The sequence below is a fragment of the Kitasatospora sp. NPDC023176 genome, assembly GCF_055560495.1.
Map to the genome: position 1 here is coordinate 313,801 of NZ_JBVHIP010000004.1, position 21,971 is coordinate 335,771.

The window sequence follows — 21,971 nt, forward strand, 5'->3', positions numbered from 1 at the left end:
GCTCAGCCCTGCGGCAGCGCCGCGAGCTGGGCGGTGATCCGGGCGATGTCGGCCTCGGCGGCCTCCTGGCGACCGCGGATCTTGGCGACCACCTCGTCCGGCGCCTTGGCCAGGAAGGCCTCGTTGCCGAGCTTGGCGGTGGTCTGGGCCTTCTCCTTCTCGGCGGCCGCGAGGTCCTTGGCGAGGCGCTTGCGCTCCGCCGCGACGTCGATGGTGCCGGAGAGGTCCAGTGCGACGGTGGCGCCGGCCACCGGCAGCGAGGCGGTGGCCGCGAAGCCCTCGTCCGGCACGGTCAGCCGCAGCAGCGAACGGATGGCGTCCTCGTGGACGGCCAGCACGGTGCCGGCCAGCTCCAGCTGGGCCGGGACGCGCTGGGCGGGCTGCAGGCCCTGGTCCGAGCGGAACCGGCGGACCTCGGTGACCACCTGCTGCAGCGTGGCGATCTCCGACTCGGCGGCCGCGTCGCGGTAGCCGCTGTCCTTCGGCCACTCGGTGACGACCAGCGACTCGGCGCCGGTGAGCGCCGTCCAGAGCGCCTCGGTGACGAACGGGACGACCGGGTGGAGCAGCCGCAGGGTGACGTCCAGGACCTCGCCGAGCACCCGGCGCGAGGCGTCGGCCTGGGCGCCGCCCTTGGCCAGGGTGGTCTTGGAGAGCTCGACGTACCAGTCGAAGACCTCGTCCCAGGCGAAGTGGTACAGCGCGTCCGAGACCTTGGCGAACTCGTAGTCGTCGTACAGCGCGTCCACCTCGGCGACGGTGGCGTTCAGCCGCGCCAGGATCCAGCGGTCGACCGCGGTCAGCTCCTCCGGCGCGGGCAGCGGGCCCTCGACGGTGGCGCCGTTCATCAGCGCGAAGCGGGTGGCGTTCCAGATCTTGTTGCAGAAGTTGCGCGAGCCCTTGACCCAGTCCTCGCCGATCGGCACGTCGGCGCCCGGGTTGGCGCCGCGGGCCAGGGTGAAGCGGACGGCGTCGGCGCCGTAGGCGTCCATCCAGTCCAGCGGGTCCACGGCGGTGCCGGAGGACTTCGACATCTTCTTGCCGAACTCGTCGCGCACCAGACCGGTCAGCGCGACGGTCTTGAACGGCGCCTCGCCGTCCATCGCGTACAGGCCGAACATCATCATCCGGGCGACCCAGAAGAAGATGATGTCGTGGCCCGTCACCAGGACGTCGGTCGGGTAGAACTTCTCCAGGTCGGCGGTCTTCTCCGGCCAGCCGAGCGTGGAGAACGGCCACAGGCCGGAGGAGAACCAGGTGTCCAGGACGTCCGGGTCCTGGACCCAGCCCTCGCCGGTCGGCGGCTGCTCGTCCGGTCCGACGCAGACGACCTCGCCGTCGGGGCCGTACCAGACCGGGATCCGGTGGCCCCACCAGAGCTGGCGCGAGATGCACCAGTCGTACATGTTGTCGACCCAGTCGAAGTAGCGGCGCTCCAGCTCCTTCGGGTGGATCTCCACCTTGCCGTCGCGGACGGCGTCGCCGGCGGCCTTGGCCAGCGGCTCGACCTTGACCCACCACTGCAGCGACAGCCGCGGCTCGACCACCGTGTGGCAGCGCGAGCAGTGGCCGACGGCGTGCATGTACGGGCGCTTCTCGGCGACGATCCGGCCCTGCTCGCGCAGTGCGCCGACGACGGCCGAGCGGGCCTCCATCCGGTCCAGGCCGAGGAAGGGGCCGTGCACGGTGATCGCGCCGCGCTCGTCCATCACGGTCAGGTTCGGCAGGCCGTGGCGCTGGCCGATGGCGAAGTCGTTGGGGTCGTGCGCGGGCGTCACCTTGACGGCGCCGGTGCCGAACTCCGGGTCGACGTGCTCGTCCGCGACGACCGGGATCTCCCGGTCGGTCAGCGGCAGCTTGATGGTCCGGCCGACCAGGTGCCGGTACCGCTCGTCGTCCGGGTGGACGGCCACGGCGGTGTCGCCCAGCATCGTCTCGGCCCGGGTGGTGGCGACGACGATCGAGTCCGCGCCCTCGCCGTAGCGGATCGAGACCAGCTCGCCCGGCGTCTCCTCGTGCTCCACCTCGATGTCGGACAGCGCGGTGAGGCAGCGCGGGCACCAGTTGATGATGCGCTCGGCGCGGTAGATCAGGCCGTCGTCGAACAGCCGCTTGAAGATGGTCTGGACGGCCTGGGACAGGCCCTCGTCCATGGTGAAGCGCTCGCGGGACCAGTCCACGCCGTCGCCGAGGCGGCGCATCTGGCCGAGGATGCGGCCGCCGTAGCTCTTCTTCCAGTCCCAGACCTTCTCGACGAAGGCCTCGCGGCCCAGGTCGTGGCGGGAGAGGCCGGACTCGGCGAGCTGCTGCTCGACCTTGTTCTGGGTCGCGATGCCGGCGTGGTCCATGCCGGGCAGCCAGAGCGTCTCGAAGCCCTGCATGCGCTTGCGGCGGGTCAGGGCGTCCATCAGCGTGTGCTGGAAGGCGTGCCCCAGGTGCAGGGCACCGGTGACGTTCGGCGGGGGGATGACGATCGTGTACGCGGGCTTGTCGCTCGTCGCGTCCGCGGTGAAGTACCCGCGGTCCACCCAGCGCTCGTACAGCTCGCCCTCTACGTCCGCGGGGGTGTAGGTCGTCGGGAGGGTTGCCGCATCGTCCCCGGCAAAGGTGCTCACGGGGTGCTGGTTCGTCGTGTCGGTCACGACGCACAGTTTACGTAACCGGGGGCGCTGGTCACGAACCGCTTTCGGTCCGCGGGCTCGGCCCGTCCGGACGCTCCCACGACGTGCGGCGTGCGGTAGCGTGCCCGGGCACTCGTCCGGGTGACCGGACGTGTACGGAGCCAGCCAAACCAAGATCGGCCGCGGGTGCGGCGGGGGAGCACGAGGACAGATGTACGGCCAGGGACAGCAGTATCCGCAGGGTCAGCCGTATCCGCAGGGACAGCCCTACGGGGGCCAGCCGCCCTACGGCGGGCAGCCGCCGCAGCAGCCCTACGGCGCGCCGCAGCCGCAGTACGGGTACCCGCCCCAGCAGCAGCCCTACGGAGCCCCGCAGCCCCAGTACGGCGCGCCGCCGCAGGGCCCGTACGGCCAGCCCGGCTACCCGGCCCCGCCGCGGAAGGGCAAGGGCGGACTGGTGATCGGCCTGGTCATCGGCGCCCTGGTGCTCGGCGGCGGCGGTTTCGCCGCCTGGAAGTTCCTCGGCGGCGGCAGCGACGCCGGCGGCCAGTACAAGCTCACCGCCCCGCAGACGCTGCTGGACGGCTACGTCCAGAAGTCGGCGAAGGACGAGGCCGCCGACATGAGCAAGCCCGACGTCGCGAAGCTCGGCAAGGACCTGCACGCGCTGGTGGCCAGCTACGGCAAGGGCACCGACGTCAAGAACATGGACTCGCTGTCGGTCATCGGCGTCTACGGGGACATCAACGACCCGGACCAGATCGTCTCGGACAGCAAGAAGGACAGCGGCGGGCTCACCTGGACCACGCCGATGACCGACTACCCGGCGAAGGACAGCCACGCCTCCGCGGGCAAGCTCAGCTGCGGCGTGGCCAGCGTCATCGCCGGCAAGCCCGGCCCGACGGTCTGCGTGTGGGCCGACAAGTCCACCTTCGGCCGGGTCACCTTCACCCACCTCAGCCTGAGCACCACCGGCGGCGACACCGGCCAGGGCGTCACCCCGGACCAGGCGGCGGAGAAGACCCGCGCCATCCGCGACGCCATGAAGGTCGCCAAGTAGTCCGGGCGCACGCCCGGGGCCTCCTGCCGCACCACCCCACCGCCGGAGCATCCGGCGGCATCCACGCGTGACGTCCCAGAAAGGGCCTCGCATGTCCGATCAGAACCCGTACGGGCAACCGCCGCAGCCCGGGTACCCGGCGACGCCGCCGCCGGCCGCCCCCGGCTACGACGGTGTCCCCCCGCAGACCCCGCCGCCCGGCTACCCCGCGCCCGGCGGACCGGAGGCCGCGGGCTACCCGGGCTACGGCGGGTACGCGCCCGTGCCGCCGCCGCGCAAGTCGCGCCGGACGCTGTGGATCGTGCTCGGGACCGTCGCCGCCGTCATCCTGCTGGGCGGCGGCACGCTGGCGTACTTCGTCTGGAACGCGACCAGCAACGCGGGCACCCAGAAGATCGTCCTGCCGGCCACCTTCAAGGACCTCAGCCGCAACGACGACAGCGAGGTCACCTCCGCCATGGAGAAGGCGATGACCGACAGCCTCGGTCAGGGTGACGGCAACTGGAAGCCGACCGGCGTGGCCGGGATGTACCAGAACGCCCAGTCGGACCCGCAGATACTCGTCGCCGGGGCCTACGGCAAGGTCCTGCTGCCCAAGCAGGAGCTGGACCAGGCCTTCAACGGGGTCGGCGGCAAGGGCGGCGCCACGGTCACCGACCGGCACACGGTGGACGCGGGCCCCAAGGGCGGCACCATGGAGTGCGGCGTGATGACCGAGAGCGACAGCAAGGTCGGCATGTGCGCCTGGGCCGACAGCAGCAGCCTGGTCATCGTGATGCAGATGCCGGGCGACGGCGGCGGCCAGCCCGACCTGGACAAGCTCGCCTCCGACACCCGCGACCTGCGCGCGGTGGCCGAGGTCGCCAAGTAGGTCGCGCGGCAGGGCCGTCCGGTCCGCCGACACGAAGGGGCCCCGCACCGATCCGGTGCGGGGCCCCTTTCGTACGTCCTCGGTACCGCCGTCGGGTCAGGCGCTCTTCTCGCGACGCTCGCGCTTGATCATGTCGCGCGGGACGAGGGTCGGGATGGCGTGCTTGGAGACGACGTCCCCGGTGACCACCACACGGGCGACGTCCTGACGCGAGGGCACCTCGTACATCACGGACATCAGCACCTCCTCCATGATGGCCCGCAGACCGCGCGCGCCGGTGCCGCGCAGGATCGCCTGGTCGGCGATCGCCTCCAGCGCGTCCCGGGAGAACTCCAGCTCCACGCCGTCCAGTTCGAAGAGCTTGCGGTACTGCTTCACCAGCGCGTTCTTCGGCTCGGTGAGGATCTGCAGCAGCGCCTCGCGGTCGAGGTTGTGCACGCTGGTGATCACCGGCAGGCGGCCGATGAACTCGGGGATCATGCCGAACTTCACCAGGTCCTCGGGCATCACCTGGCGGAAGTGGTCGCTGGCGTCCGACTCGCGCTTGGAGCGGATGTTGGCGCCGAAGCCGATGCCCTTGGCACCCGCGCGGCCCTCGATGATCCGCTCCAGGCCGGCGAACGCGCCGCCGACGATGAACAGCACGTTGGTGGTGTCGATCTGGATGAACTCCTGGTGCGGGTGCTTGCGCCCGCCCTGCGGCGGCACCGAGGCGGTGGTGCCCTCCAGGATCTTCAGCAGCGCCTGCTGCACGCCCTCGCCGGAGACGTCACGGGTGATCGACGGGTTCTCGCTCTTGCGCGCGACCTTGTCGATCTCGTCGATGTAGATGATCCCGGTCTCGGCCTTCTTGACGTCGTAGTCGGCCGCCTGGATCAGCTTGAGCAGGATGTTCTCGACGTCCTCGCCGACGTAGCCGGCCTCGGTCAGCGCGGTGGCGTCCGCGATCGCGAAGGGCACGTTCAGCATCCGGGCCAGGGTCTGCGCCAGCAGGGTCTTGCCGGAGCCGGTGGGGCCCAGCAGCAGGATGTTCGACTTGGCCAGCTCGATCGCGTCCTCGCGGCCGTTGCCGCCGCTACGACCGGCCTCGCCCGCCTGGACGCGCTTGTAGTGGTTGTAGACGGCCACCGACAGCGCCTTCTTGGCGAGGTCCTGGCCGACCACGTACTGGTCCAGGAACTCGTAGATCTCGCGCGGCTTCGGGAGCTCCTCGAAGCGGACCTCGGAGGTCTCGGCGAGTTCCTCCTCGATGATCTCGTTGCACAGGTCGATGCACTCGTCGCAGATGTACACGCCTGGGCCGGCGATCAGCTTCTTCACCTGCTTCTGCGACTTGCCGCAGAACGAGCACTTGAGCAGGTCGCCACCGTCTCCGATGCGTGCCACGAGGTGCTTCCCCTTCGCCAGGGGCCCCGCAGGGGTTCCGGGGCCTGGTGCTGTGGACCGTCCGCGCCGACGGCGCTCGGTCTCGCTATCCGACGGTACTCTGCCGGGCCCGTGATTCCGTCCTCTTCGCCGGGTCTGCCCTACGCCCTGGGCGAATTGATACCGAACAGATGCCGTGACAGCGCCCGCCGACGAGTCGGGGCGGGGCGCGCGACCGGGCGCGCGCCCCGCCCCGACAGTGCCGTCCTCAGGAGGTCAGCGAGGTCTTGCGGGTGGAGATGATCTGGTCGACCAGGCCGTACTCGGCGGCCTCCTCGGCGGTCAGGATCTTGTCGCGCTCGATGTCCTCGCGCACCTGCTCCACCGACTTGTTGGAGTGCTTGGAGAGCATCTGCTCCAGCTGCTCACGCATCCGGAAGATCTCCTTGGCCTGGATCTCCAGGTCGGACACCTGGCCGCGGCCGGTCTCGGTGTACGGCTGGTGGATCAGGATGCGGGCGTTCGGCAGCGCCATCCGCTTGCCGGGGGTGCCGGCGGCGAGCAGCACGGCCGCGGCGGAGGCCGCCTGGCCCATGCAGACCGTGGTGATGTCCGGCTTGACGTACTGCATGGTGTCGTAGATGGCCGTCAGGGCCGTGAACGAGCCGCCGGGCGAGTTGATGTACATCTGGATCTCGCGGTCCGGGTCCATCGACTCCAGGCACAGCAGCTGCGCCATGATGTCGTTCGCCGAGACGTCGTCGACCTGCGAGCCGAGGAAGATGATGCGCTCCTCGAACAGCTTGGCGTACGGGTCGTACTCACGGATGCCCTGCGTGGTGCGCTCGACGAAGCGCGGGACGATGTAGCGGCCCTCGGCGCGCATGTCCTCGACGCGGGCCTCGGCGGCCGACAGGCTGGGGATGTTCATGGGGGTTCTTGTCCTCCGGGGCGTTGTGGCTGTGGTCTCGTGGGCCGGGCCGAGGCTCAGGCGCCCGTGCCGCCGCCGCCGGGGACGTCCGCGGCGCTGTGCATGATCGCGTCGATGAGGCCGTACTCCAGGGCCTCCTCCGGGGTGAACCAGCGGTCGCGGTCGGAGTCCCGGGTGATCTGCTCGAAGGACTGGCCGCTGTGGAAGGCGATCAGCTCGGACATCCGCTTCTTGGTGCGGAGCAGCTGCTCGGCCTGGATGCGGATGTCGGTGGCGGAGCCGCCGAGGCCCGCGGAGGGCTGGTGCATCAGGATGTTGGCGTTCGGCAGCGAGAAGCGCTTGCCCTTGGCGCCGGCGGTCAGCAGGAACTGGCCCATCGAGGCGGCCATGCCCATCGCGATGGTGACGACGTCGTTCTTGATGTACTGCATGGTGTCGTAGATCGCCATGCCCGCCGAGATCGAGCCGCCCGGGGAGTTGATGTAGAGGAAGATGTCCTTGTCCGGGTCCGCGGCCAGCAGCAGCAGCTGCGCGGTGATCTTGTTGGCGATGTCATCGTCGACCTGCTGGCCGAGGAAGATGATCCGCTCGCCCAGCAGCCGGTTGTAGACCTGGTCGCCAAGGCCGCCGAGCACGTCACCAGCGGCGGCGTGCGGCGCCATCGGGCCAGGCATCTGCATCTGCGGGAACGTCACTTAGCCACCTGCTCAGTCGATTTGGAGGGCCGCTCGACGGCCTTCACGGTGTCGCACAGCTTCCGGGTATCACGTTGTGATTGTTGCTGTCCAAGGACCCTAACGCGCAGGCCCGGCCACAGAATCCCTCACGCAGAACTGTTCGCTGTGAGCGCAGGGTCGCGGGGCGCGTGCGGGGGGACGACAGCGGGCCCGGACACCGTACGGCGTCCGGGCCCGCTGCTGCGCCTCAGGGGGCTACCGGGGCACTCAGGCCTCGGTGCTCTCCTCGGCCTTGTCCTCGGCGGCGGCCTCGACGGTCTCGGCCGTCTCGTCCTCGTCGTCGAAGTTGATCTCGTTGCCCTCGGTGTCGACGACCTTGGCGGCCTCGACCACGGTGGCCAGCGCCTTGCCGCGGGCGACCTCGCCGACCAGCAGCGGAACCTGGCCGCCCTGGACGACCTGCTGGGCGAACTGGTCCGGGGTCAGGCCCGAACCGGCGGCGCGGCGGATGAGGTGCTCGGTGAGCTCCTCCTGGTTAACACCCAGCTCCTCGTTGGCGACGATCTGGTCCAGGACGAACTGGGTCTTGATGCCCTTCTTCGCCTGCTCCTCGATCTCCGCGTCCCACTCCTCGCGGGTCTTGCCCTGGGTCTCCAGGTAGGCGTCGAGGTCCAGGCCCATCGGCTCGAGCTGGTGGTGCTCGACGTTGTGCTTGCGGGTCTCGATCTCGTCCTTCAGGAGCTTCTCGGGGTACTCGATCTCAACCAGCGCGAGCAGGGCGTCGAGGACCTTCTCCTGGGCCTGGGTGGCCTGGTCGTACTCCTTCATGCGCTCCAGGCGCTTGCGGGAGTCGGCACGCAGGTCCTCCAGGGTGTCGAACTCGCTGGCCAGCTGGGCGAACTCGTCGTCCAGCTCCGGCAGCTCCTTCTCCTGGACGGCCGTGACGGTGACGGTGACCTCGGAGGTCTTGCCGGCCTGGGTGCCACCCTTGAGCTCGGTCTCGAAGGTCTTCTCGTCGCCGGCGGACAGGCCGGTCACGGCCTCGTCGATGCCGTCGATGAGGCGGCCCGAGCCGATCTCGTAGCTGACGCCGCTGGCGGTGCCGTCGTCCGGCACCTCACCGTCGACCTTGGCGATCAGGTCGACGACCACGATGTCGCCGGCGGCCGCGGCGCGCTCGACGTCCTTGACCGAGGAGAAGCGCTCGCGCAGCTGCTCCAGCGACTTCTCGATGTCCTCGTCGGAGACGGCGATCGGGTCGACGGTCACCTCGATGGAGCTGAACTCCGGCAGGGTGACCTCGGGACGGATGTCCACCTCGGCGGTGAACTTCAGGTCGCCACCATCGGCGATCGTCTCGACACCCTCGATGTTGGTGATGTCGGGCTGCCCGAGAACCTCGATCTTGCCCTCGTCGACGGCCTGCGTGTAGAAGCGCGGCAGGGCGTCGTTGACGGCCTCTTCCAGCACGGCACCACGGCCGAAACGCTGGTCGATGACGCGAGCCGGGATCTTGCCCTTACGGAAGCCCGGAACCGTGACCTGCTGGTTGATCTTCTTGTACGCCGCGTCGAGGCTGGGCTTGAGCTCCTCGAAGGGCACCTCGACGGTGAGTCGAACCCGGGTCGGGTTCAGAGTCTCGACGGCGCTCTTCACGGTTTGGTCTCCTATGGCTTGCGGTCAGGTTGTCTCCGCCCGCCCCGCACGCCCGGCCGGAGCCGGAACGAGTGGGTCGGACGAGACGGGCGATGGGCGGTTGGAGCTGCATCTCCCGTGTGGGTGGACGGTGAGCTTGACTCCTCGCCCTCGTGCGGTTGACCTGGGTTGACGCCACAGGGACTACCGCCAGCGCCCCATCCTACCGGTACCACGAAAGGCGGACGCCAGGCGCCACCGTACCGCCCGAACAGAACAGGGCCCCGCCCCGGTGGGCGAGACCCTGCCGCACTGTCGGGGTGGCCGGATTCGAACCGACGGCCTTCCGCTCCCAAAGCGGACGCGCTACCAAACTGCGCCACACCCCGTGGTGCCGAGAGGAAGCGTACACGCCGGGCCTGTACGGCTCGTCGACTTATTCGGGGCGCGACCGGAGCACGGCGGAAGGGGGTGCGCGGGGAACGCGGTGTGCACGGAAGGGGCCGGACCAGGTACGCTGTCTCCCGAACTTCCGGCCGGCAACGGCTGGCGGCTTCGCGCGGGTGTAGCTCAATGGTAGAGCCCTAGTCTTCCAAACTAGTCACGCGAGTTCGATTCTCGTCACCCGCTCTTCCGGCCCGGCCCCGGTGCGCCCAGCGCACCGGGGCCGTCGGCGTTCCCGGGCCCCGCGCGGCCGTTCAGAGGCCCAGCCGGGCGGCCCGGGCGGCGGCCCGGTCGAGCAGCTGGTGGACGTCGCCCTCCCGGGTGGCGGGGCGGTCGTTGAACTCGTCCGGGGAGCGCGCCGGGCGGCCGGTGGCGTGCAGCACCTCCATCAGCTGGACCCGGCCGGTGCGCACGGTCGCCGGGGTGCCGTAGCCGTACGCCAGGACGGCGGCCTGGGCGCCGAGCAGGCAGACCCGGCCGGCCCCGTCCCACATCGCGCCCTGCAGCCAGCCGTGGGCGCCGATGTAGCGGGAGGCCAGCCGCAGGTGGTCCGCGGCGGTGACCGGGACGGGCCGGGCGGGGCGGCGCAGGGCCCGGTCGAGCAGCGTGGCCCGGGGCTCCGGGTGACCGGCGTGCCAGGGGCGCAGGGTGCTGCCGTACCGGCAGACGTACGGCCCGAGGGTGCGCGCGGGGGCGGGCAGCGAGGCGAGGTAGGCCTCGATCTCGGCGACCAGGCCGGAGCCGTCCGGGCCGGCCGGCAGCCCGGGGAGCAGGAGCGGGTACGGCGGCGGGGGCGTGTCGGTGCGGGACATGCGGCTTCTCCGGGCGGTCGGCCTTCGGGTTCCGCTCCCCAAAGTGGGGCATTCCAGACATTTCCGCGACCGCAGGACCGGGGCGTCCGCGCGGTTTCCCGCACGGCGGTCGGGCCGATAGCCTCGGCGGCGTTCGAGCGCAGTTCGAGCGCGACCTCAGGCGCCGCGCTCCCGAGGTGGAGGAGTCCCGGTGCGTCCGCAGGAGCGACTGGCCGTCATACAGCGCTGTGTGGTCCTGGAGATGGCGCGGCTGGGCCAGGACTTCCATCCGGACGGCGAGGTGGTGCGCGGTCCGGGCAGCACGGCGGTGGCGGTGCGCGAGCACCCCGGGGACGACGGCGCCGGGCACGTGGACCTCGGCTTCGTGCTGCACCTGGGCCGGGCGGACGCACCGGTGGTGTGGGACTGCGCGGCCGGCCTCGGCAAGACCGAGGAGGAGAAGCTCGCGAACGCGGTGAAGATGTGGGCGACCACCACCGCCTCGGTGCTGGTCGAACTGGCGGACGGGCGCGGGATCCACGCCGACCGCCCGGACCTGCCCGAGCTCCCGGGCTGGCGGGCGGTGCAGGGGCCGGCGGCGGTGTTCGGCTTCGGCAACGAGCACCTGGCGGCCTGGCTCGCCGAGCACCGGGTGCTGTCGGCGCTGGCACCGGCGCTGCGCCGGGAGTTGACCGGAGCGGGACCGGTCGGGGTGAAGCTCTTCCTGGGCGGGAAGGCGGGCGACGACGTCGCCGAGGTCCGGGTGGGCGGCGAGGTGTCGGAGGCGGCCTCCGCGGCGCTGCGCGCGCTGGACTGGCCGCGCGGCGAACGGCTGTGCTGGGCGCGGCTGTTCGTGCTGCTGACGGCGGAGCGGGCAGCACCGGTCACGGCCGCGCCGACGGGTGCCGCGGCACCCGCACCGGTGCGTGCCCCGGCCCCGGCGGCGGCCCGCCCCCGGGGTCTGTTCGCTCGCTGGCGGGAAGCCAGACGGGCCGGCCGGTAGCCCCTGGCGGAGGGCACCCGTCGACCCGGCCGGTCAGCCGCCGGTGATGCTGGAGATGCTGTGCGCCAGGTTGGCCAGCAGGGAGTTGATCGAGGTCGCCATAGTGGTCTCGTGGAGCATGAAGCCGAACAGGGCGGCGACGATCGCGTGCGGGATCTTCAGCTGCTTGTTCCGGATGAAGATGATGCACAGGATCGCGAACAGGACCAGCGCGGAGACGGAGAGTGCCACCCGGACTCACTTCCTCGTTTCATAGCGTGGCGCCGCCGCCCGGCGGCACCTGCGAAGCCGGACCCCGGCCTGTCCGACGGTCCCGAGGCGGAATCGCGGACCGTCCGGCGCAGCGCCGGTGAGGGGGCCCGCGTCCAACCGCTGCCTGCCGTGCCGCACGTGTCGCCCCCAATCCCCCGAATCCTGAACAGTCCCGCCCGGACTCAGTGTGGTCGACCGTGCCGATTGCGTAAAGGTCTGACAGTCAGCCCAACGTCGACATCCTGCGATGCGAGACGAGTTTCCGCCGACCGGGACGATAGCGGAGCCGTTCTGACGAATCGTCGGCGGGGCGGTGCTGAGCGGCCGGGAAACGCCCGGGAGCGGGGAGCGGAAGCCGCTGATCCGGTCAGTCGACGGGGCGTCCGATATGGCTGAAGATCAGCTGCCAGGCTTGACAGAGGTGCCAGGGCATGTGCTGACGAGCGCGGGGCGCGGGCGAGCCGCTGCGAGCAGCGGGCGACCACCCGCGAGCGGGCGAATAGCCGCCCCGAGCCGAAGGGCCGCGCCGGTGCCGAAAGGGAGAAGGGCCCAGCCGCCGACGAAGGAGGTGGCGCAGCGCCCGCCGACCGTCGGCACCGGGTCAAAGCGCCCCGGAGGCGAGCGGGCGAATAGCCGCCCCGAGCCGAAGGGCCGCGCCGGTGCCGAAAGCGAGAAGGGCCCAGCCGCCGACGAAGGAGGTGGCGCAGCGCCCGCCGACCGTCGGCACCGGGTCGGAGCGGCCCGGAGGCGAGCGGGCGAATAACAGTCAGTCCCGCCAGAGCAGCAGGACGGCGCGGTCGTCGTTGATGTCCCGGGCCACCGTCTCGATCAGCGCGCCCGCCGCGCCCGCGCCGCTGCCCGGGGCGCCGCCGGGGACCAGCCGGTCGGCCTCCCCCATCAGCCGGTCCATGCCCTCGGTGAGGTCCCGGCCGGGCGCCTCGACCATGCCGTCGGTGCACAGCATCAGCACGTCGCCCCGGTTGAGCCGGCCGCGCACGCCGTCGAACTTGGCGCCGTCGTAGATCCCGAGCAGCGGGCCCTCGGCCTCCTTGATCTCCCAGCGCCCCTCGCCGGCCAGCCGCTGCATGCCGGGCAGGTGCCCGGCCGAGAGCAGTTCGTACTCGCCGCTGTCCAGGTCCAGCACCAGGTGGACGGCGGTGGCGAAGCCCTCCTCCCAGGACTGGCGCAGCAGGTAGCCGTTGGCGGCGGGCAGGAAGTCGTGCGCGGGCAGCGAGCCGACCAGGCCGCCGAAGGCGCCGGACAGCAGCAGCGCCCGGGAGCCCGCGTCCATGCCCTTGCCGGAGACGTCCGCGAGGACCACCTCCAGCAGCCGCTGGCCGGGGCCGGTGCGGGCGGCCACCACGAAGTCGCCGGAGAAGGACTGGCCGCCGGCCGGGCGCAGCGCCATGTCCGCGTGCCAGCCGGCCGGCAGCTCGGGCACCCGGCTCTGCACCCGCAGCCGCTCACGCAGGTCGAACAGCATGGTGGAGCCGCCCCACCAGGGGACGCCGACCCGGGCCCGGAACTGGGCCAGCAGCAGGCCGCCCACCCCGGCGGCGCCGACCACCAGGGCCGCGCCCGGGGTCACGCCGTAGACGTAGGCCGCCGGGTTCTCGCTGGCGACCCGCTGGCCGGTGTGGATCACGGACTCGGCGGACAGCCCGAGGGCGGCCAGCGCGTACAGCACGACCAGGCTGCCGGGGCGCAGCAGCAGGGCGCCGGCCAGGATCGGCAGGACCAGGGCGGTGGGCGGGGCCCAGTCGGGGATCCAGATGTTGAGCAGGATCATCAGCGGGACGAGCAGGGCCAGCGCGCAGAGCACCGGCCAGTCGGCGGCGCCGCCGCGGAAGTAGTCGACACCGGCCGTGCGCAGCCTTCGGCGGACCCGGCGGAGCCTCTTGCGCAGCCGGGCCGTCACGGGCTCGGACGCCTGGGCGGCGCCGGGCCTCGTCGCAGTCGTCTGGGGCGGTGCGCCCGGCGGTCTGCCAGCCATGGGGACCGACCCTATCCACGGGTGCGGCCCGGCGTCGACGGCCCGGGGGCGGGTGGCGCCGACGGCGCGCGGGCCGCTCAGCCGGTTTCGGCCGATCGAGCCGGTGGTGGGCGCGGCGTCAGGAGGCGTGCGCCGGTTGGGCGTACGGAACCCGCGGGCGGTGCGTGCGCCCCGCGTGCGGGGGCGCGGCCGCGCCGGGGCCTGTGGCCGATCCCACAGGCGCGCGACCCGGTGACGGGGGCGTACGGACCGGGGCGCGGACGTCGACGGCCGGCCGCACGGGGGGGTGCGGCCGGCCGTCGGTGGCAGGTGAGCGAGGTGGGTGGGTGGATCAGCCCTGCGGGTGGTGGGCCGGGATCGGCGGGAGCTCGCCGGTGGTCTCGTACTCGTTCAGCATCTCGATCCGGCGGGTGTGCCGGGCCTCGCCGCTGTACGGGGTCTTGAGGAAGACCTCGACGAACTCGGTGGCCTCCTCGACGGTGTGCATCCGGCCGCCGATGGAGATCACGTTGGCGTTGTTGTGCTGACGGCCGAGCTCGGCGGTCTGCACGCTCCAGGCCAGCGCCGCGCGGACGCCCTTGACCTTGTTGGCGGCGATCGCCTCACCGTTGCCCGAGCCGCCGATCACGATGCCCAGGGCGTCCGCGTCGGCCGCGGTGCGCTCGGCGGCGCGCAGGCAGAACGGCGGGTAGTCGTCCTCGGCGTCGTAGATGTGCGGCCCGCAGTCGACCGGCTCGTGGCCGGCCCCCTTCAGCCACTCCACCAGGTGGTTCTTCAGTTCGAATCCGGCATGGTCGGAGCCCAGGTACACGCGCATGCCCAAGAGTGTGGCACGCGGGTGCGCCCGGGCCCGACAACGGGGGCCCGGGTCCAGGGCCCGTCTTGTCGATCATTCCCGAGCTGATCGACAAGACGGGTCCTAGCGGCGGCCGAGCAGCTTCCAGGCGAGCGGCAGGGCGCCGGCCGCAAAGGCGGCCTTGAGGGCGTCGCCGACCAGGTACGGGTAGAGGCCCAGTTCGGCGGCGCGGGCCAGCGACACGTGCAGGCTCAGGGCCAGGTACGGCACGCCGACGGCGTAGATGGCGAGGCTGCCCAGGACCATGGTGGCGGCCGTGTTCAGCGGGGTGCGGTCGGCGCCGCGCCGGGCCAGCGCGCCGGTCAGGGCGGCGGCGAGGACGAAGCCGAGCACGTAGCCGAAGGAGGGCATGGCCCAGCCCGAGGTGCCCTCGGCGAACCAGGGCAGGCCCGCCATGCCGGCCAGCAGGTAGAGCGCGAGCGAGGCGACGCCGCGGCGGGCGCCGAGCGCGGTGCCGACCAGCAGGGCGGCGAAGGTCTGGCCGGTGACCGGCACCGGCGAGCCGGGGACGTTCACCGACAGCTGGGCGGCGACGCCGGTCAGCGCGGCGCCGCCGGCCACCAGGGCCAGGTCGCGGGCCTGGGCGCCGAGGCGGGTGGAGGCGGCGGGCAGCAGGTCGGCGAGGACGGCGCGGCGCGCTATCGGGGTGGTGGCAGTGGCCATCGGGGGGCTCCTCGGTGAAGGTCCAGGTGAGTGAACACCTGTGAACCTACGCGGTGATCCACTGCGCCACCGTCACGGTTTCGGACAAAGCCCCGCCCTCGCGCGTTGTCGGAACCGGCTCGAAACAACGATCCGTCAATCTACCGCCACGTACGGTCACCACCCGGTCCGCATGGTGGGCCCACGGCGGACTTCCTTGGCACGAACAGCGGGCGCCCCGGATATTGGACAGCTCATGCCGCATTCCGCACAGTCTGGATCCACCCCTATGGCCCCCACCTCCGCGCCCTCGGCGCCCGGGACCACCGACGGTGCTCCCCCGCCGCCGTCCGGTGGCCAGCAGCTCAGCCACGGACTCAAGCAGCGCCACCTGTCGATGATCGCCCTCGGCGGCGTCATCGGCGCGGGCCTGTTCGTGGGCTCCGGCGCCGGCATCGCGGCCGCCGGACCGGCGATCATCCTCGCCTTCACCCTCTCCGGCGTGCTGGTCATGCTGATCATGCGGATGCTGGGCGAGATGTCCGCCGCCCGTCCGGCTTCCGGTTCCTTCTCGGTGCACGCCGAGAAGGAGGTCGGCCCCTGGGCCGGGATCACGGCCGGCTGGATGTACTGGGTGATGCTCTGCTGCGGCGTCGCCGCCGAGGCCACCGCCGCCGGGAAGATCGTCAACGGCTGGATCCCCGGGGTCTCCTCCTGGATCTGGGTCGCCCTGTTCATGGTCTTCTTCTGCGTCAGCAACCTGACCGCGGTGAAGAACTTCGGCGAGTTCGAGTTCTGGTTCGCCACCATCAAGGTCGCCGCGATCATCGCCTTCCTGGTCCTCGGCGGGCTCGGCATCGCCGGGGTGATCGGCCCCGGCGCCCCCGGTACGACCAACCTCACCGGCCAGGGCGGCTTCCTGCCCACCGGCGTCAGCGGACTGATCGTCGGCCTGCTCGCCTCGGTCTTCGCCTACGGCGGCCTGGAGACGGTGACCATCGCGGCGGCCGAGTCCGACGACCCCAAGAAGAACGTCGCCAACGCGGTGCGCACCGCGGTGTGGCGGATCGCGATCTTCTACATCGGCTCGATGGCCCTGGTCGTCACCCTGGTCTCCTGGAAGGACCCGGCGGTCGTCGCCGACGGCCCGTACGTCACGGTGCTGCGCCACCTCGGGGTGCCCGCGGCCGGGACGATCATGGAGGCGGTGGTGCTGATCGCGCTGCTGTCCGCGATGAACGCCAACATCTACGGCGCCTCCCGGATGGCCTACTCGCTGGTCGGCCGCGGTCAGGGCCCCAAGGCGCTGGCCAAGGTCTCCGGCGGGGTGCCGCGCCGGGCCGTGCTGGCGTCCTGCCTGTTCGGCTTCGGCGCCGTGCTGGCCGCCAAGTTCTGGCCGGAGACCGTGTTCACCTGGCTGATGAACACCACCGGCGTCGCGATCCTGGTGGTCTGGCTGTTCATCTGCATCGTCCAGCTGCGGATGCGCCGCCGGCTGGAGCGCGAGACGCCCGAGCTGCTCACCGTGAAGATGTGGGGCTACCCGTACCTGACCTGGGTCGCGATGGCCGCCGTGGCCGGCATCCTCGCCCTGATGACCACCACCGAGGGCAACCGCCAGCAGCTGTACGCGGCCGGGGTGCTGGTCGCGCTGCTGATCGCGGCCGGACTGCTCAAGCAGCGCCGGGACGCGGCTGCCGCCCGCTAGCGCATGCGTCGAAGGACGTCGAAGGGCCCGGTACCGAGGTACCGGGCCCTTCCGTGCGTCCGGGGGCCCTACTCGAAGGACGGGCCCGCCGTACGGGTGCGCTTGATCTCGTAGAAGCCCGGGGTGGAGGCCACCAGCAGGGTGCCGTCCCACAGCCGGGCCGCGGCCTCGCCCTTCGGGGCCGGGGTGACCACCGGGCCGAAGAAGGCGACCCGCTCGCCGTCCGCGCCCTCGACCGCGATCACCGGGGTGCCGACGTCCTCGCCGACCAGGGTGATGCCCTCCTTGTGGGAGGCGCGCAGGGCCTCGTCGTACGCGTCGGTGTCCGCCGCGTCCGCCAGCCCGGCGGGCAGGCCCGCGGCCACCAGGGCGGCCTCGATGGTCTCCCGGTTCTGCGGCAGGCCCTGGTTGTGGAAGCGCAGGCCCAGCTCGGTGTACAGCCGGCCCAGCACCTCCTCGCCGTGCTGCTGGGCGGCCGCGACGCACACCCGCACCGCGCCCCAGGCGTTGTCCAGCAGCTCGCGGTAGTTCTGCGGCAGGTCACGGTGCTCGTTGAGCACCGACAGGCTCATCACGTGCCAGTTCACGTCGACCGGGCGCAGCCGCTGGACCTCGATCAGCCAGCGGGACGTCATCCACGCCCACGGGCAGGCCGGGTCGAACCAGAAGTCGGCGGTCTTGCGCTCAGCGGCAGTCGTCACTGGGTCTCGTCCTTCGTGAGGTGTTCCGAGGCGGCGGGGCATCGCCCCACCCGCACCTCAACACCCGCCGGGCGCCGCTGATTCCGGCCCGGACGCGACGGCCTGTGCAATGGTACCGGCCGGGACCGGCGTGAAAGGATGCCCTCTGCGTGCGCGGGGCACACCGCCCGCGGAACCACACCACCCACACACGCACCACCGTGCGAGCCGGACAAAGGAGTACCGCCGTGCCGGGCAAGAACCTGAGCCGCGAGGAAGCACAACAGCGAGCCGGCGTCCTGGCCGTCGACGACTACCGGGTCCGGCTCGACCTGACCTCGGCCCCCGACCCGACGGCCGCGACCTTCCGCTCCACCACCACCGTCGCCTTCCGCTGCTCCCGGCCCGGCGCCGCCACCTTCCTCGACCTGCTCGCCCCGTCCGTCCGCTCGGTCACCCTCAACGGCCGCGCCCTGGACCCGGCCACCGCCTACGACGGCGCCCGGGTGCACATCGACGGCCTGGCCGCCGAGAACGTCGTCACCGTCGAGGCGGACTGCGCCTACAGCCGCACCGGCGAGGGCCTGCACCGCTTCGTCGACCCGGCCGACGGCGAGACCTACCTCTACACCCACTTCGAGCCGGCCGACGCCCGCCGAGTGTTCGCGAACTTCGAACAGCCCGACCTGAAGGCCCCGTTCACCTTCACGGTGACCGCCCCGGCGGCCTGGGACGTCCGCTCCAACGCCGTCCACGAGAGCGTGACCGAGGAGGGCGGCGCCCGCACCTGGGAGTTCGCGCCGACCAAGCCGATCTCCACCTACCTCACCGCCGTGGTGGCCGGCCCGTACCACGTCGAGACCGACCACTACAGCCGCGAACTCGCCGACGGCACCACCCTGGAGATCCCGCTCTCCGCGCTGTGCCGCCGCTCGCTCGCCCCGCACTTCGACGCGGAGGAGATCCTCGGCGTCACCAAGCTCGGACTCGACTTCTTCCACGAGGAGTTCGACTTCCCGTACCCCTTCGGCAAGTACGACCAGGCCTTCGTCCCCGAGTACAACATCGGCGCGATGGAGAACCCCGGCTGCGTGACCTTCAAGGAGGAGTTCGTCTTCCGCTCGAAGGTCACCGACGCCGCCTACGAGGCCCGCGCCAACGTCGTGCTGCACGAGATGGCGCACATGTGGTTCGGCGACCTGGTCACCCCGCGCTGGTGGGACGACCTGTGGCTGAAGGAGTCCTTCGCCGACTTCATGGGCTCCTACGGCCTGATCGGCGCCCGCACCCGGTACTCCGCCGCCTGGGTCACCTTCGCCAACCAGCGCAAGGCCTGGGCCTACCGGCAGGACCAGTTCCCCACCACCCACCCGATCACCGCCGACATCCGCGACCTCGAGGACGCCAAGCTCAACTTCGACGGGATCACCTACGCCAAGGGCGCCTCCGTCCTCAAGCAGCTGGTCGCGTACGTCGGTTCGGAGGCCTTCTTCGAGGGCGCCCGCCGCTACTTCAAGCGGCACGCCTTCGGCAACACCGAACTGGGCGACCTGCTGGGCGTGCTGGAGGAGACCAGCGGACGCGACCTGAAGAGCTGGGCCGCCTCCTGGCTGCAGACCGCCGGGGTCGACGCGCTCACCCCGCAGATCACCACCGACGCCGAGGGCCGGATCACCGAACTGGCCGTCCTCCAGGACGGCGACGCCCTGCGCCCGCACCGGATCGCGGTCGGCCTGTACGACCGGGACGCCGACGGCGCCCTGGTGCGCACCGAGCGGATCGAGCTGGACGTCACCGGTGCCCGCACCGTCGTCGCCGAGGCCGTCGGCCGCCCGCGCCCGGCCCTGGTCCTGCTCAACGACGAGGACCTGACCTACTGCAAGATCCGCTTCGACGACAGCTCGCTGGAGACCCTGCGCACCGGCCTCGGCGGGATCCGCGACGAGCTGGCCCGGGCACTCGCCTGGTCCGCGGTCTGGAACCTCACCCGGGACGGCCTGATGCCGGCCCGCGACTACGTCGCCCTGGTGCTGCGCTTCGCCGGCCAGGAGGGCAACATCGGCGTGCTGCAGTCGCTGCACGCCCAGGCCAAGACCGCCGTCGACCTGTACGCCGCCCCCGAGTGGCGCGCCGAGGGCGCCCGGCAGCTCGCCGACGGCGCCCTGCGCGAGCTGCGCGACGCCGTCCCCGGCAGCGACCACCAGCTCGCCTGGGCCCGCTTCCTGGCCCAGACCGCGGGCGGCGCCGAGCACCTCGGGCTGGTCCGCGGCCTGCTGGCCGGCAGCGCCCGGATCGACGGCCTGGAGGTCGACCAGGAGCTGCGCTGGTCGCTGTGGCTGGCGCTGGCCGCCGCCGGACAGGCCGGCGACGAGGAGCTGGCCGGGGAACTGGCCGTCGACAACACCGCGGGCGGCAAGCACCAGTACACCCAGTGCCTGGCCGCCCGGCCCACCCCGGAGGCCAAGGCCGCCGCCTGGTCGGCCGTGATCGACTCGGACGAGCTGCCGAGCGCCCTGGTCGAGGCCAACAGCGCGGGCTTCTCGATCCCCGCCCAGCGCGACCTGACCGCCCTCTACGCGGCGCCGTACTTCAAGCTGCTGGAGAAGGTCTGGGCCGAGCGGACCATCGAGATCGCGATCCGGATCGTCGGCGGCTTCTTCCCGATCGCCCAGACCGACGGGCACACCCTGGCCGAGGCGGACGCCTGGCTGGACGGCCACCCGCAGGCCGCGCCGGCGCTGCGCCGGCTGGTGCTGGAGCGCCGGGACGACCTGGCCCGCGCGCTGCGGGCGCAGGCCTGCGACCGGGTCTGACCGCCCTGACCGGCCCGACCGGCTGACGGAGGGGCCCGCCGACCGGGTGTCGGCGGGCCGCTCCGGCGTGCGGGCCCTGCTCGTACGGGCCCCTGCGTGTACGGGCCCCCTCACGTGTGCGGGCCCCTCGCGTGTGCGGGCCCCTCCGGCAGGCGGTCTCAGTCGCGGCGCAGGCCGCGGTCCAGGGCGGCGATCGCGCTGCCCCGGGCGTCGTCGCCGTCCAGCGACCAGACCATCACCCCGGCCAGGTCGTTCCAGCGCGCGTAGCGGGCCTTCTGAGTGAGCACCTCGGCGGTGTCGTAGCTGTAGAAGGTGGTGCCGTCGTACTTCCAGGACGCGCCGTGGTCGCGGTCCAGGTGGACCGTGCCGGGCAGCGCGTCGAGCTCCTGGTAGGAGTGGTCGGGCGCGGCGGCGGTGGCGCTCTGGTAGAGGCCGCCGCGGGGCCCGGGGGCGACGCCGGTCCAGCCGTGGCCGTAGAGCGGGGCGCCGAGGACGAGCTGTTCGGAGGGCAGGCCGCGTTCCTGGTAGTGGGTGACGGCGCTGTCCGCGCTGCGGCGGCGGGGGTCCGGGTCAGCCGGGTCGGAGTAGAGGTTGGCCTGGTGGTCGGTCGGGCCCTTGCCCTCCCAGGGGCCGTGCAGGTCGTAGGCCATCAGGTTGAGCCAGTCCACCGACCGGCTCAGCCGGGGCAGTTCGAGCCGGTCGGCGACCGTCTCGTTGGCGGCGACGGCGGCGGTGAGCAGGTAGTGCCGGCCCTTCTTGCCCTCGGCCGCGCCCAGCCGGTCCAGCTGGGTGCGGAACTCCCGCATCAGCAGGGTGTAGTTGTGCCCGTCCTCGGGGCGGACCACGTTGCCGGCGTCCCCGCCGCCGCCCGGGTACTCCCAGTCGATGTCGATCCCGTCGAAGACTCCGGCGGCCGCGCCCGCGCCGCCCTCCGGGGAGTCGGCGAGGACCGGCAGGTCGCCCTTGAGGTAGAGGTCGATGCAGGAGGAGACGAACTTCTTGCGGGAGGCGTCGGTGGCGGCCGCGTCCGAGAAGTACTTGGACCAGCTCCAGCCGCCGAGCGAGATGACCGTGCGCAGCTGCGGGTTCTTCGCCTTGAGCTTGCGCAGCTGGTTGAAGTGGCCCTTGAGCCGCTGGTCCGGGGCGTCGGCCACGCCGTCGACGGACTCGGCGGCGGAGAACGGGCGCTGGTAGTCGTCGCGGGCGTCGCCCTGGCCGGCGTCATCGGTCGCGAAGCAGGTGCCGTCGGCGGAGACGTTGCCGAAGGCGTAGTTGACGACGGTGAGCTTGGCCGCCTGGCCGGAGTCCTGGACCCGCTTGGCGGAGCTGTCGGCGCCCCACTGGGTGAAGTAGCCGACCCGCTGGCCCTTCAGCCCGGGGCCGTGCCCGGGCCGGCCGTCGGCGGCGTGGGCGGTGGCGGGGGCCGCGAGCAGCGCGGCGGCGGTGGCGGCGGCGAGCAGGGCTGAGGTGCGAGTGGGCATGCCGGACCTGTTCTCTGAAGCGGCGTCAAATGGTCTGGACCAGATGGCACAGAGGTTTAGTCCATGGGCCGGGGGCCGCACAAGAGGACGTCCGGTTCCGGCGCAGCATGCAAAAAAAGGGGGCCGGACCGCGCGGTGCGGTTCGGCC

17 protein-coding genes and 2 tRNA genes are annotated in these 21,971 nt (G+C 72.0%); 6 read left to right on the forward strand and 13 right to left on the reverse strand.

Going from position 1 to position 21,971, the window contains the following annotated elements:
* Window positions 1–2: 2 nt before the first annotated feature.
* On the reverse strand, window positions 3–2,642 hold the full coding sequence (locus tag ACZ3YL_RS09290; protein ID WP_188304787.1) for a valine--tRNA ligase: 2,640 nt from the start codon (window positions 2,640–2,642) through the stop codon (window positions 3–5).
* A 190-nt stretch (window positions 2,643–2,832) separates the two neighbouring features.
* Between ACZ3YL_RS09290 and ACZ3YL_RS09295 the strand changes: the two genes are divergently transcribed.
* Window positions 2,833–3,681 carry a flagellar basal body-associated FliL family protein gene (locus ACZ3YL_RS09295; protein WP_188304786.1) on the forward strand — a complete coding sequence of 283 codons (849 nt, stop codon included), beginning with the start codon at window positions 2,833–2,835 and terminating at the stop codon, window positions 3,679–3,681.
* Window positions 3,682–3,772: 91 nt separating this feature from the next.
* A complete protein-coding gene (locus ACZ3YL_RS09300; protein WP_465656396.1) occupies window positions 3,773–4,552 on the forward strand; it encodes a hypothetical protein in 780 nt (259 codons plus the stop codon).
* Between the two features lie 96 nt (window positions 4,553–4,648).
* Here ACZ3YL_RS09300 and clpX read toward each other — a convergent pair whose 3' ends face one another.
* The 5 genes from clpX to ACZ3YL_RS09325 form a co-directional block, all read right to left on the reverse strand.
* Window positions 4,649–5,938: an ATP-dependent Clp protease ATP-binding subunit ClpX gene (gene clpX, locus ACZ3YL_RS09305; protein ID WP_063347569.1), complete on the reverse strand. Its 1,290-nt coding sequence runs from the start codon at window positions 5,936–5,938 to the stop codon at window positions 4,649–4,651.
* A 247-nt stretch (window positions 5,939–6,185) separates the two neighbouring features.
* Window positions 6,186–6,848 (reverse strand): ATP-dependent Clp protease proteolytic subunit, encoded by a 663-nt coding sequence (locus tag ACZ3YL_RS09310; protein WP_188304784.1) that lies wholly within the window; start codon window positions 6,846–6,848, stop codon window positions 6,186–6,188.
* A gap of 56 nt (window positions 6,849–6,904) precedes the next feature.
* Entirely contained in the window at window positions 6,905–7,522 is a 618-nt protein-coding gene (locus tag ACZ3YL_RS09315; protein ID WP_380613737.1) for an ATP-dependent Clp protease proteolytic subunit, read from the reverse strand.
* A gap of 270 nt (window positions 7,523–7,792) precedes the next feature.
* The gene (gene tig / locus ACZ3YL_RS09320; protein ID WP_188304783.1) at window positions 7,793–9,181 is read right to left on the reverse strand and encodes a trigger factor; all 1,389 of its coding nucleotides are present in this window, start codon (window positions 9,179–9,181) and stop codon (window positions 7,793–7,795) included.
* Window positions 9,182–9,475: 294 nt separating this feature from the next.
* Window positions 9,476–9,549: transfer RNA gene (locus ACZ3YL_RS09325), tRNA-Pro, on the reverse strand.
* A gap of 170 nt (window positions 9,550–9,719) precedes the next feature.
* Between ACZ3YL_RS09325 and ACZ3YL_RS09330 the strand changes: the two genes are divergently transcribed.
* A tRNA-Gly gene (locus tag ACZ3YL_RS09330) sits at window positions 9,720–9,790 on the forward strand.
* Window positions 9,791–9,858: 68 nt separating this feature from the next.
* Here ACZ3YL_RS09330 and ACZ3YL_RS09335 read toward each other — a convergent pair.
* The gene (locus tag ACZ3YL_RS09335; RefSeq protein ID WP_465656398.1) at window positions 9,859–10,416 is read right to left on the reverse strand and encodes a DUF6197 family protein; all 558 of its coding nucleotides are present in this window, start codon (window positions 10,414–10,416) and stop codon (window positions 9,859–9,861) included.
* A 190-nt stretch (window positions 10,417–10,606) separates the two neighbouring features.
* Here ACZ3YL_RS09335 and ACZ3YL_RS09340 point away from each other — a divergent pair, with 190 nt between their 5' ends.
* On the forward strand, window positions 10,607–11,398 hold the full coding sequence (locus tag ACZ3YL_RS09340; RefSeq protein WP_188304781.1) for a DUF6348 family protein: 792 nt from the start codon (window positions 10,607–10,609) through the stop codon (window positions 11,396–11,398).
* Window positions 11,399–11,431: 33 nt separating this feature from the next.
* Here ACZ3YL_RS09340 and ACZ3YL_RS09345 read toward each other — a convergent pair whose 3' ends face one another.
* From ACZ3YL_RS09345 to ACZ3YL_RS09360, 4 genes are all read right to left on the reverse strand, one after another.
* Window positions 11,432–11,629, reverse strand: a complete 198-nt coding sequence (locus tag ACZ3YL_RS09345) for a hypothetical protein (protein ID WP_188304780.1) — start codon at window positions 11,627–11,629, stop codon at window positions 11,432–11,434.
* A 787-nt stretch (window positions 11,630–12,416) separates the two neighbouring features.
* On the reverse strand, window positions 12,417–13,643 hold the full coding sequence (locus ACZ3YL_RS09350; protein WP_465656400.1) for a SpoIIE family protein phosphatase: 1,227 nt from the start codon (window positions 13,641–13,643) through the stop codon (window positions 12,417–12,419).
* Between the two features lie 331 nt (window positions 13,644–13,974).
* Entirely contained in the window at window positions 13,975–14,460 is a 486-nt protein-coding gene (locus tag ACZ3YL_RS09355; RefSeq protein WP_188305391.1) for a ribose-5-phosphate isomerase, read from the reverse strand.
* Window positions 14,461–14,562: 102 nt separating this feature from the next.
* Complete coding sequence (locus ACZ3YL_RS09360; protein WP_188305390.1) at window positions 14,563–15,162, reverse strand: biotin transporter BioY; 600 nt, start codon at window positions 15,160–15,162, stop codon at window positions 14,563–14,565.
* 268 nt (window positions 15,163–15,430) lie between these two features.
* Between ACZ3YL_RS09360 and ACZ3YL_RS09365 the strand changes: the two genes are divergently transcribed.
* Window positions 15,431–16,849: an amino acid permease gene (locus ACZ3YL_RS09365; protein ID WP_188305389.1), complete on the forward strand. Its 1,419-nt coding sequence runs from the start codon at window positions 15,431–15,433 to the stop codon at window positions 16,847–16,849.
* A gap of 68 nt (window positions 16,850–16,917) precedes the next feature.
* Here ACZ3YL_RS09365 and ACZ3YL_RS09370 read toward each other — a convergent pair whose 3' ends face one another.
* Window positions 16,918–17,550 carry a mycothiol-dependent nitroreductase Rv2466c family protein gene (locus ACZ3YL_RS09370; RefSeq protein ID WP_465656404.1) on the reverse strand — a complete coding sequence of 211 codons (633 nt, stop codon included), beginning with the start codon at window positions 17,548–17,550 and terminating at the stop codon, window positions 16,918–16,920.
* A 227-nt stretch (window positions 17,551–17,777) separates the two neighbouring features.
* Here ACZ3YL_RS09370 and pepN point away from each other — a divergent pair, with 227 nt between their 5' ends.
* Window positions 17,778–20,342 carry an aminopeptidase N gene (gene pepN / locus ACZ3YL_RS09375; RefSeq protein ID WP_465656405.1) on the forward strand — a complete coding sequence of 855 codons (2,565 nt, stop codon included), beginning with the start codon at window positions 17,778–17,780 and terminating at the stop codon, window positions 20,340–20,342.
* Between the two features lie 158 nt (window positions 20,343–20,500).
* Here the strand turns inward: pepN and ACZ3YL_RS09380 are convergent, their stop codons facing one another.
* Complete coding sequence (locus ACZ3YL_RS09380; RefSeq protein WP_188305386.1) at window positions 20,501–21,823, reverse strand: glycoside hydrolase family 18 protein; 1,323 nt, start codon at window positions 21,821–21,823, stop codon at window positions 20,501–20,503.
* Window positions 21,824–21,971: the final 148 nt, after the last annotated feature.

Excerpts from the sequence above, each read along its gene's own strand:
- ACZ3YL_RS09295 (WP_188304786.1), top strand. The coding sequence starts at position 2,833 with ATGTACGGCCAGGGACAGCAGTATCCGCAGGGTCAGCCGTATCCGCAG.
- ACZ3YL_RS09300 (WP_465656396.1), top strand. The coding sequence starts at position 3,773 with ATGTCCGATCAGAACCCGTACGGGCAACCGCCGCAGCCCGGGTACCCG.
- ACZ3YL_RS09310 (WP_188304784.1), bottom strand. The coding sequence starts at position 6,848 with ATGAACATCCCCAGCCTGTCGGCCGCCGAGGCCCGCGTCGAGGACATG.
- ACZ3YL_RS09315 (WP_380613737.1), bottom strand. The coding sequence starts at position 7,522 with ATGCCTGGCCCGATGGCGCCGCACGCCGCCGCTGGTGACGTGCTCGGC.
- ACZ3YL_RS09335 (WP_465656398.1), bottom strand. The coding sequence starts at position 10,416 with ATGTCCCGCACCGACACGCCCCCGCCGCCGTACCCGCTCCTGCTCCCC.
- ACZ3YL_RS09350 (WP_465656400.1), bottom strand. The coding sequence starts at position 13,643 with ATGGCTGGCAGACCGCCGGGCGCACCGCCCCAGACGACTGCGACGAGG.
- ACZ3YL_RS09355 (WP_188305391.1), bottom strand. The coding sequence starts at position 14,460 with ATGCGCGTGTACCTGGGCTCCGACCATGCCGGATTCGAACTGAAGAAC.
- ACZ3YL_RS09360 (WP_188305390.1), bottom strand. The coding sequence starts at position 15,162 with ATGGCCACTGCCACCACCCCGATAGCGCGCCGCGCCGTCCTCGCCGAC.
- ACZ3YL_RS09365 (WP_188305389.1), top strand. The coding sequence starts at position 15,431 with ATGGCCCCCACCTCCGCGCCCTCGGCGCCCGGGACCACCGACGGTGCT.
- ACZ3YL_RS09380 (WP_188305386.1), bottom strand. The coding sequence starts at position 21,823 with ATGCCCACTCGCACCTCAGCCCTGCTCGCCGCCGCCACCGCCGCCGCG.